This window comes from Streptomyces sp. NPDC046876 (assembly GCF_040645035.1).
GTDB lineage: Bacteria > Actinomycetota > Actinomycetes > Streptomycetales > Streptomycetaceae > Streptomyces.
The window spans coordinates 1-10282 of the sequence record NZ_JBEYXK010000163.1; the positions used below are offsets into that span (position 1 = coordinate 1).

A 10282-nucleotide genomic window follows, 5' to 3' on the forward strand; every position below is an offset into this window, starting at 1 on the left:
CAGCACCACCAGCACCAACTTCAAACGCCCGTCCAAACGAACCGGGCCCTCCCCCACACCCTCCGCAACCCGAGCACCCTCGACAACCGACATCGTCTTCGCACATCCCTTCCGACCGACACGACACGGGAGTTCGTGTTCCGGAATCGACTGTGGACGGGTCGGCGGGGGTTACCCAGCCCCCTGGTTCTGCTGGCGCCGGGCAAGCTAGCACTCGCAGGGCCACCCTTACCGGCAGCGCCCTGCGCCCGGCCCCGGCAGACTGGAGGGCATGGACACACCTACCGCCCTGGGCGAGTTCCTGCGCACGCGCCGGGCCCAGCTCCAGCCGGAAGACGTCGGCCTCCCCTCGCACGGCACCCGCCGCCGGGTGCCCGGGCTGCGGCGCGAGGAGCTGGCCCTGCTCGCCGGTGTGAGCATCACGTACTACACGCACCTGGAGCAGGGGCAGAGCACGAACGCCTCGGACAGCGTCCTCGACGCCCTGGCGCGCGCCCTGAACCTGACGCCGGACGAGCACGCGCACCTGATGAACCTGGCCCGCCCGCCGCGGGCCAAGCGGAGCCCGTCGCCCCGGCCCGAGTACGCCCGGGAGGCCACGAAGCGGCTCATCGGCGCGATGCCGCAGGTCCCGGCCGTGGTGCTGGACGGCCGCAACAACGTGCTGGCGTGGAACCCGCTGGGCCACGCCCTGCTGGCCGGGCATCTCGACCCGGCGAGCCCCGACGACCCCGCCGTACGCCCCAATCTGACGCGGATGCTGTTCCTCGACCCGCACACCCGGGAGCTGTACACGGACTGGAGGAACGAGGCGCGCGTGGCGCTCGCGGCGCTGCGCCTGGTCGCCGGCCGCAACCCCGAGGACCGGGCGCTCGCCGAGCTCATCGGCTCGCTCATGCTGCAGAGCCCCGACTTCGCGACGCTGTGGTCCAAGCACCCCGTACGCGACTGCACCGTCGGGACGAAGGAGCTGCACCACCCGGTGGTGGGCCCGCTGACCCTCGATTTCGAGAACCTGCACCTCACCGACGGCACCAATCACCGGATGCTGCTCTACACGGCCCCGGCCGGCTCGCCCTCGGATGCGGCGCTGCGGATGCTGTCGAGCCTGACGGCCGGTGCGCAGGGTCCGGCTGCGGACAGCCCGCTGCCCGCGTCGGCGGATGCGGACGCGGGCGGCGGGCGGGAGCGCTGAGGAGGGCGGGGGTGGACCGGGCGCGGAGCGGGGGTGGATCCGCGACCGGGGCGCCCCCGCCGGTCAGGGGGTGCGGCCTGCGGTGGCCGGCACGTGCGGTTCGGCGTCGGCAGCGATGCCGATCGCAGCCCCTTCCGCCGGGACTGGTGCCTCGGCGCGGGTCTGCGCCGGGATCCTGGCGGTACGGGAGGCCTTGCTGCGGCCGAAGCGCCGCATCATCGGCATCTCGACGAAGTGGAAGAGCAGCCAGCCGCCCAGCAGCGAGGCGCAGAAGAAGCCGGCGACGACCAGCAGGGCCATCGGGACGCTGAAGGTGTGCTCACCGAACAGCGAGCGGAGGTAGAAGATCGTGACGCCCTGGACGAGGTAGAAGCCGAAGGACACCTCGCCGAGCCAGACCATGAGGCGGCTGCGCAGGAAGGTGTGGCGGCCCTCCACGTCGGCGGAGGCGGTGGCGCCGATGAGCGCGCCGACCGGGATGATCGTGGCGACGACGAAGCCGTACTGGAACGGTGCGACGAGCGCGGCGGCGTAGCCGAGGACGGTCAGGGCGGCGGAGACGCCGAAGCCGACGCGGCGCGGCCAGAAGCCGGCCAGGACGATCCGGGCGAGCAGGATGCCGAGGACGAACTCGAAGACGCGGCCGAGGGGCAGCAGGTAGCCGAACCAGAACTGCATGCCGGAGATCGGGGTGATGGTGGACTTCGGGGTGTCCGGGATGAGGTAGGTCGAGATCAGCTGGACGGCGACCATGCCGGCGATCATCGCGGCGCTCCAGCCCCACAGGGCGGTGCCGCGGCGGAGCTTTCGGATCGGGACGATCAGCAGCGGGAAGAGCACGTAGAAGAGGAGCTCGCTGCCGAGGGACCAGCTGGGCGGGTTCACGCTGAGGTTGACGGTGGGCTGCGGCCACCAGGTGTGGATCAGGAAGAGGTTCGGCAGCCAGTCGGCCACGCCGGTGACGGCCGCGCCGGCGAAGAGGATCATCGCGGCGGTGAAGACGACGACGTGGTTGGGGAAGATCTTCAGCAGTCGGCGGCGGAGGAAGGCGGTGGCGGGCTCCCCCGGCTTGGCGGCCCAGGCGAGGACGAAGCCGGACAGGACGAAGAAGAAGGAGACGCCCAGGTAGCCGGCCTTGCCGAAGGCGGTGGAGAACCAGTCGGAGACCTCCGCGTCGGCGAAGGGGTTGATCGGGGCGTTGGGCGGGATCGGGGAATCCGTCAGGGACGAGTGGAAGAAGAAGACGGAGAGTGCGGCGAAGAACCGCAGGCCGGTCAGTGAGGGCAGTTTCGCCCGCTTCGCGGCGTCGGAGGACGTCGTGGAGGCCACAGGGATCGCTCTTTCGTCAAAGAGGTCGGAAGAGGTTTCGTGAGGGTCGGCCGCCGGGGCCGTGTCCCGCCGTGCGGCGGTACGGCCCCGGCGGCGCGAAGGGGCGTCGCGTCGCGGGACTGCCCGTCGAGGGTTCGGGCCCGGCCTACTGCCCGCTCTGCGCGGCCTGCTCGATCTCGTTGCGGTAGAGCATGAGCTTGGCGTCCTTGGCCACGTAGTAGTTCTGGACGGAGTAGGCGATGGTGGCGAAGTCCAGCCGGCCGTCGCCGTTGAAGTCGGCGGTGGCGATGCGGGCGACGGACTCCTCGGAGACGCGCCACTTGGCCCAGATGCCGTTGGCGGCGTCGATCGCCTTGTAGTACATGACCCCCTGCCACGGCCACGGCCCGCGCAGGGCGACGAGGAACTCCTCGTCGCCGTCGCCGTCGAAGTCGGCGCAGACGATCTGGTGGCCGGGGCCCTCGCCGTTCTCGTTGGGGTCGCCGTACACGTCGAGGAGGACCCGGTTCCAGCCCTGGCCGTCGCCGTCGGAGGACTTGGTGTAGACGGCGACCGTGTTGCCGTGGAAGGGCTCGATGGCGGCGACGTACGCCATCGGGTCGTCGCCGAGGCGGCCCGCGTTGAGGTCGCCGCTGCCGCGGAAGCCGGTCTGCTCGAACTGGGTGAGCTCGCCGGTGCCGATCAGCTCGCGGATCCACTCCTGGCGGGCCTCGTCGTAGTACAGCCAGGTCACGCCTTCGTCGGAGGCCAGCAGGATCGACTCGAGGTCGGAGCCGGGGATGAGTCCCTTCTTCTTCTCGGCGCCGTGGATCATCCGGAAGTGGCTGTCGTCGACGACCGTCATCGGCCATTCCTCGGCGGTGTGCACGTCGTCGGGCTGCGTGAACAGCACGACGGGCAGGACGGCGTGCACGTCCTCCTTGGCGACGATGGGCAGGCCGATGATCTGGAGGCGGTCGGTGCGGGTGAAGTGGCCGGCGCGCAGGCGGTGCATACCGGTGGCGCGTCCGACGTAGTGGCGCTTCCAGCGCGACTCGTCCTTGTCGGGAGTGCCCGGGTTCTCCAGCCAGTCGATCTTCCCGCCCTCGGTGTTGGCGTCGTGGATCGTGCCGATCGGCCCGTAGAGGTCGTAGCAGACGATGACGTCGGGGTGGCCGTTGCCGCTGACGTCGGCGAAGTCGGCGCCCACGGGCATGTTGATCCGGTCGGCTATGAGGCGGCGGGTCCAGACGCCGTCGTTGGCGTACCAGTAGATCTCGCCGAGGCGCAGGCCGTAGCCGAACAGGTCGGGCTTGCCGTCGCCGTCGATGTCCGGCGCCTCCAGCCAGTAGCCGTCGCGCAGCTGGTCGGCGACGAGCTCGGCGGTGAACTTCGGGGCGCGCAGGGTGTGTTCGGTGTTCTTGCCGGCGGCGGTCATGAGCGGGTCTCCAGGAGGGTCGCGGGGCGGGCGGTGGGCCGGGTGGTGGGGAGCGTGCGCAGGGCGAGGGGTACGGGGTGGTACTCGAGGGCGAGCCAGATGCAGTCGGTATCGGCCCGGTACTGGTGCATGGGGTAGTGGTAGGTGCACTGGGGGCCGGTGGCGCAGAAGGGGTCCGGGGTGGTGTAGCCGGGGCTCATCAGGACGTCCTGGTAGAGGGACGCTTGGTCCTGGTTCCGGAACCGCTGCATGCGGCCCAGGCCGTGCACCTGGGTGTGGACCTCGATGAAGTCGTGCTTGTTGTGGATGAAGCAGTCGGTGCCGGCGGGCGCGAACCACAGGTTGGCGCGGACGTTGAACTCCCGCAGGTACCCCTCGGTCTCGCTTTCGCCGAGTACGTAGGAGGGGTCGAACAGCACGGTGTTGATGTCGTCCTGGGAGCTGCGGTAGAGCGGGGTCTCACGGGGGAAGTCCCCGTGGTCGGACGAGTCGGCCAGGTGCGACCAGCCGGGCTGGTCGACGATGCCGGCCACCTCGGCGCCTTCGCCGGCGCTGCGCAGCAGGATCAGCGCGTCGGCCTGCTCGATACGGGTGTCGGCGAGCACCGTCGAGGACAGCGGGGGGATGGTCTTGCGGGGTTCCTCCGCTATGGTCACCGGCTTCACGCCGGGGTTGACGACGATGGTGCGGCCTTCGACCGTGTAGTCCACGGCGTCTTGGACGAGCGCGGCCCTCAGGTACGGGGTGCTGAAGTTCAGCGGGCGTTCGGTGGCGGACGGTGTGGCACGCATGCGGGCGCTTCCTCTCGGTGGCTTCAGGTGCGGGCGAAGTCGGCCGTACGGGCGAGCTCGACGCTGAGCTCGTCGACGGCGGTCTCGGGGACGAACGGCTCGGGGGCGGGCCCCATGCCGAAGAAGTGGGCGAGGGCTGCGACGGTGCGCTCGGTGGCGCAGCCGTCCCCGTACGGGTTGGCGGCGTTGGCCATGCGGTCGTACGCCTGCCGGTCGCGCAGGATCGCCAGGGTGTCGGCGACGATGCCCTCGGTCTCGGTGCCGACGAGGCAGGCGGTGCCGGCGACGATGGCCTCGGAGCGCTCGGTGACGTTGCCGAGCACGAGGGTGGGCTTGCCGAGGGCGGGCCCTTCCTCCTGGCTGCCGCTGCTGTCGGAGACTATGACGTCGGCGCGGCCCATGAGCTTGCAGAAGCTGAGGTAGGGCAGCGGGTCGACGACGGTGATGGCCGGGTGGGCGCCGATGTACGGGAGCAGCGCCTCGCGGACGACGGGGTTGCGGTGCAGGGGGACGACGACGCGGACGCCGGGCTCGTCGGCGATCCGGGCTAGGGCCCGTCCGATCTTCGGCAGGTGCGGCCAGGCCTCGCGGCGGTGCGCGGAGGCCAGGACGATCCGGCGGGGGTCCTCGTCGAGGTCGGCCAGGGCGGGGTCGCCGTAGTCCTCGGCGCGGCCGCTGGCCCAGCGCAGGGCGTCGATGACGGTGTTGCCGGTGACGGTGATGGTGTCGGCGGCGATGCCCTCGCGGAGGAGGTTGGCCAGGTTGCCCGGGGTGGGGGCCAGGTGCAGGGCGGCGACCTGGGCGACGAGCCGGCGGTTGCCCTCCTCGGGGAAGGGCGAGCCCAGCCGGCCGCTGCGCAGCCCGGCCTCGACGTGGACGACGGGGATCTGGTGGTGGAAGCCGGCGAGGGCCCCGGTGAGGGTGGTGGCGGTGTCTCCGTGGACGAGTACGGCGTCGGCGGGCGCGGCGACGAAGTAGTCCTCCAGGCCGCGCAGCGAGCGGTAGGTGACCTGGGAGAGCGTCTGCTTGGGAGCCATCACGCCGAGGTCGACGTCGGCGGTGAGGCCGAAGGCGTCGAGGGTCTCGTCGAGCATCTGGCGGTGCTGCCCGGTGGAGATCACGACGGGTGCGAAGCGCGGGTCGTCCTGGAGGGCGCGGATGACCGGGGCGAACTTGATGGCTTCGGGCCGGGTGCCGAGGACTACGGCGACGGAACGCATGGTTTCCTCTTCTTCCATTTCTTCCATGACGGATGGATTCGAGCCAGGGCGTGCAGGGATGACGGGAGCTCGGCATGGCGGTGCCGAGGGCTGTTCCGTGGGTGGTGGCCAGGGGATCGGGTCTCTCACGAGAGGCGTTTTCGGCTGCTCTCTTCCGGCCAGGAACAAGCTTTCCCGGAGCGGCTCGGGGAGTCAACGAACCCCCGCGCGGCCACTCGAACAGCAGCGCGGGGGAACGACAGAAGCCCTGTGCACCGGGGACCGGGCACAGGGCTTCTGCGGAGGGGCGGGGAAGGAGGGCAGGGGGAAGGGCGAGGGGGGAAGGCGGGAAGGGGCGTCAGCGGGCGGGCTTGATGGACATGGAGTGGCGGAAGAAGTCGGACGGGTCGTACCGCTTCTTCACCTGCTGGAGGCGCGGGTAGTTGTCCTTGTAGTACAGCGTGGTCCACGGCACGCCGGAGCGGTTGCGGTGCGGGTCGGTGATGTCGCGGTCGGGGTAGTTGATGTAGCAGCCGTCAGTGTTGTCGTCGATCAGCGGCACGCCGCCGGTCGCCGAGAAGAAGTCCTCGTACAGGTCGCGCAGCCAGCCCAGGTAGAAGCCGTCCTCGCTCTCGTCCTCCCAGAAGGTCTGGAAGCACATCTTGAAGATGGAGGAGCGCTGCGCGTTGGCGGTCGCGTCGGGTGCGGCGGCATTGACCTGGCCGCCGAAGGAGAACAGCACCAGCATGGTGTCCGGGTTGGTGAAGTCCGGCCGGCTCATGTAGCGGTAGAGCGTCGCGATCTGGTGGTCGGTGAAGTTCCGCCTCATGTAGGCGGACTTGTGGCCGCCGCGGGACGTCGGATTGGTGATGGTGGGGTTGTTGGTGCCGACCAGCCGGGTCGCCTGGAGCCATGGCAGTGTCTTCGGCTCGGCGAACTGCGGCATCGCGGGCAGCTCGCCGGTGGGGCGGGTCAGGGCCTTGGGGGTGACCCCGGTACCGGCGGTGATCGCCGCCAGGTAGTCGTCGAGCAGCTTGCGCGCGTTCGGTACGGTCGCGTCGACCTGGGTGAACATGCCCAGGCTGCCGTGGGCCTTGGAGCTGACGTTGAAGAGGCTGGAAAGGTGGCGGTACGGGGAGTCCGGTGCGCTGTTGGCCGCGTGCCAGGCCCCGAAGTTCTTCAGGAGCCGGGTGAACTTGGCTTCGGTGAGCTGCTCCCACGGGAAGTCGACGGCACTGACGAGGACGGTGGACGGCGGGGATATCAGCTGCTGGGAGGGTTCGGTTCCCTTCGCGTCCGGGGAGCGGAACCAGTAGCGGGTCACGAGGCCGAAGTTGCCTCCGCCGCCGCCGGTGTGCGCCCACCACAGGTCCCGGTTCGGGTCGTTCTTCTCCCGGGTCGCCACGACCGTCCGTACGCCGCCCTTGCCGTCGGTCACCACCACCTCGACGGCGTAGAGGTGGTCGACGACCAGGCCGTGGGCGCGGGAGAGCAGGCCGTAGCCGCCGCCCGCGATGTGCCCGCCCGCGCCGACGCTGTAGCAGATGCCGCCGGGGACGGTGACGCCCCAGCCCTTGTACAGGGCCTCGTACACGTTCATCAGCCGGGCGCCGGGTTCGACGACGAAGGCCCGGAAGGCGGGGTCGTAGCCGACGTACGTCATCTCGGAGAAGTCGAGGATGACCTCGGTCTCCGGATGGGCGGCGAAGTCGGCGAAGCAGTGGCCGCCGCTGCGCAGGGAGACGCGCTTGCCGGCCCGGACGGCGTCGCGCAGGGCGCGTTCGGCGTCCGCGGTCGACCGGACCATCTTGACGTAGTCGGGGCGGGCGACGAAGCGCTGGTTGTTGCCGGTGGTCAGCAGCGGGTACCGGGGGTCCCCCGGCTTGACGACCGATCCGCTGCCCGCGGCCGCACCGGCCGCCGCGTTCGCTGGGCTCGGGGTGGGGGCCGCGGCGGCCACGGCCTGGCTGCCGAGCGCGCCGGCCACTGCCGCGCCTCCGACGACGGCCGCACTGCGGGTGAGCATGGTCCGGCGATCGACACCGTTCATGGTTCTTCCTCAACTCCTGTTCGATGATGACGTGGCGCCGTACCCGGCTCCGGCCGCATCCGCCGCGGCGGGTGACGCACCGGGACCGGTGGGAAGGGGTTCCGCGGGCAGCGGGCGCGGCCCGCTCCTGCGGTCGAGCCGCCCCGAGAGGGCCGCGGTGCCCAGGCCGGCCGCCGCCAGGGCGGCGCCGATCCAGGTCGGTGCGGTCCAGCCCAGGCCGTGGGCGACGGCGAGGCCGCCGAGCCAGGCCCCGAGGGCGTTGCCGAGGTTGAAGGCCGCGATGTTCGCCGCGGAGGCGAGGGCCGGGGCCCCGGCGGCCTGCTGCATCACACGGGCCTGCAGCGGGGGTACCGTCGCGAAGCCGACCGCGCCGAAGGCGAGGAGGGTGATCGCGGCGGGCAGTGCGGCGTGCGAGGTGAAGGTGAACACCACCAGCACCAGGCTGAGGCCGCCGAGGATCACGTACAGGCTGGGCATCAGGGACCGGTCGGCGGCCCGGCCGCCCGCCACGTTGCCCACGCACAGCCCGACGCCGAAGAGGACGAGGAGCCAGGCGACCGCGCCGTCGGAGAATCCGGCGAGCTCGGTCATCATCGGCGCGAGGTAGGTGAAGGAGGCGAAGACGCCGCCGAAACCGAGCACGGTCGTCGTCAGCGCCAGCCACACCTGCGGCTTGCGGAAGACGGCGAGTTCGCCGCGCAGCGCTCCGGCCTGCGGTTTCGGCTGCTTCGGTACGAGGCCGACGATGCCGAGCATGCCGACGACTCCGATGGCGGTGACGGCCCAGAACGTCGAGCGCCAGCCGAACTGCTGGCCCAGCAGGGTGCCGAGCGGGACGCCCAGCACGTTGGCGAGGGTGAGGCCGGTGAACATCAGCGCGATGGCGCTGGCCCGCCGGTCGGGGGCGACCACGTCCGCGGCGACGACCGAGCCGATCCCGAAGAAGGCGCCGTGGGTGAGGGCGGCGATCAGCCGGCCGGCCATGAGGGCGGAGTAGTCGCCGGCCAGCGCGCACAGCAGGTTGCCCGCGATGAAGATGCCCATGAGCACCACGAGCATCGTCTTGCGCGGCAGCCGGGCACCGGCGGCGGTCATCAGCGGGGCGCCGACGACCACGCCGAGCGCGTAGCCGGTGACCAGCATGCCGGCGGACGGGATGGACACGGACAGGTCGCCGGCGACGTCCGGGAGCAGGCCGACGATGACGAATTCGGTGGTCCCGATGCCGAAGGCACCGATCGCGAGGGCGAGGAGCGGGAGGGGAAGTCGCATCGGCCCGGTCAGATCTGTCTCAGGGCGCCGCCGTCGACGCTCCATTCGGCGCCGGTGACCTGGTCCGCGAGCGGGGACAGCAGGTACGCGACGATGCGGGCGACGTCCTCGGGGGTGCCGATGCGGCCGCTCGGGAGTCGGCGCTCCTCGCGGATGAAGTGGTCCACGGCCTCGTCGGCGGGGAGGCCGAAGCGCCGGCCGAGCTGTTCGGCGAAGCCGCCCGGCGCATCGAAGAGGGCGGTACGGGTGGGGCCCGGCGAGACCACGTTGGAGCGCACTCCGCGGGCCCCGAACTCCGCGGCCAGGGACTTGGAGAGGGAGAGCAGCGCCGTCTTGGTGGCGGCGTAGTCGACGATGCCGGGGTCGGGGAAGCGGGCGGCCTCGCTCGCGATGTGTACGAGCGCACCGGCCCCCGCCTCCAGCAGGGCGGGGAGGGCGGCACGGGTCATGCGTACCGCGGAGTGGAAGTTGACCTCGAAGGTGTCGTGCCATTGTTCGTCGGTCACGGCGAGGAAGCCCGTACGGGATTCCAGCGCGCCGGCGTTGTTGACCAGGCCGTCGAGGCGGCCGTGGCGGTCCAGCACGGTGTCGACCACCTGGCGGGCGGCGTCCGGGTCGGTGAGGTCGGCGGTGGCGGTGCTGACGGTGCCGCTGCGTCCGCCGGTGTCCTCGGGGGTCCACGGCTTGCGGGCGACGCCGACGACGGTTGCGCCCTCGGCCGCCAGCAGTCGGGCGGTCGCCGCGCCGATTCCGGAGGATGCTCCGGTGACGAGGTAGACGCGGTCTTCGATACGGAGGTCCATCACGTTCCTTGGGAGAAGGAGACCTGTGTGCGTGGGGGGAGGCGGCCCGGCCCGGCCGGGCCGCCTCTCGGGGGAGGGGGAGACAGCGCGTCTGTCAGGCGGTGGTGGCCGTGCGCTTGGCGCGCAGGAACAGGACCGTGGACAGTGTCCCGACCAGGACGATCGCGGTGTTCACGATGACCGCCGTGGTGATACCGGCGTGGATCTGGGTGTTCGCCGCGGCGAT

The 10282-nt window shown here is 71.2% G+C and carries 8 protein-coding genes; 1 reads left to right on the forward strand and 7 read right to left on the reverse strand.

Annotated elements, in window-relative coordinates:
- Window positions 1-271 precede the first annotated feature (271 nt).
- Entirely contained in the window at window positions 272-1195 is a 924-nt protein-coding gene (locus tag ABZ924_RS36960; protein WP_361919859.1) for a helix-turn-helix transcriptional regulator, read from the forward strand.
- A gap of 63 nt (window positions 1196-1258) precedes the next feature.
- On the opposite strand, the gene ABZ924_RS36965 is transcribed toward ABZ924_RS36960, so the two are convergent.
- The 7 genes from ABZ924_RS36965 to ABZ924_RS36995 form a co-directional block, all read right to left on the reverse strand.
- Entirely contained in the window at window positions 1259-2524 is a 1266-nt protein-coding gene (locus tag ABZ924_RS36965) for an acyltransferase (protein WP_361919861.1), read from the reverse strand.
- A gap of 145 nt (window positions 2525-2669) precedes the next feature.
- Window positions 2670-3941 carry a VCBS repeat-containing protein gene (locus tag ABZ924_RS36970; protein WP_361919863.1) on the reverse strand — a complete coding sequence of 424 codons (1272 nt, stop codon included), beginning with the start codon at window positions 3939-3941 and terminating at the stop codon, window positions 2670-2672.
- Window positions 3938-4732, reverse strand: a complete 795-nt coding sequence (locus ABZ924_RS36975) for a hypothetical protein (RefSeq protein WP_361919865.1) — start codon at window positions 4730-4732, stop codon at window positions 3938-3940. Before ABZ924_RS36975 ends, ABZ924_RS36970 begins: the two co-directional genes overlap by 4 nt.
- 23 nt (window positions 4733-4755) lie before the next feature.
- A complete protein-coding gene (gene wecB / locus ABZ924_RS36980; RefSeq protein WP_361919867.1) occupies window positions 4756-5952 on the reverse strand; it encodes a UDP-N-acetylglucosamine 2-epimerase (non-hydrolyzing) in 1197 nt (398 codons plus the stop codon).
- 337 nt (window positions 5953-6289) lie between these two features.
- Window positions 6290-7981 (reverse strand): FAD-binding protein, encoded by a 1692-nt coding sequence (locus ABZ924_RS36985; RefSeq protein WP_361919869.1) that lies wholly within the window; start codon window positions 7979-7981, stop codon window positions 6290-6292.
- Window positions 7982-7990: 9 nt separating this feature from the next.
- The gene (locus ABZ924_RS36990; RefSeq protein WP_361919871.1) at window positions 7991-9253 is read right to left on the reverse strand and encodes an MFS transporter; all 1263 of its coding nucleotides are present in this window, start codon (window positions 9251-9253) and stop codon (window positions 7991-7993) included.
- Window positions 9254-9261: 8 nt separating this feature from the next.
- Window positions 9262-10056 (reverse strand): SDR family oxidoreductase, encoded by a 795-nt coding sequence (locus tag ABZ924_RS36995; protein WP_361919873.1) that lies wholly within the window; start codon window positions 10054-10056, stop codon window positions 9262-9264.
- Window positions 10057-10282 lie beyond the last annotated feature (226 nt).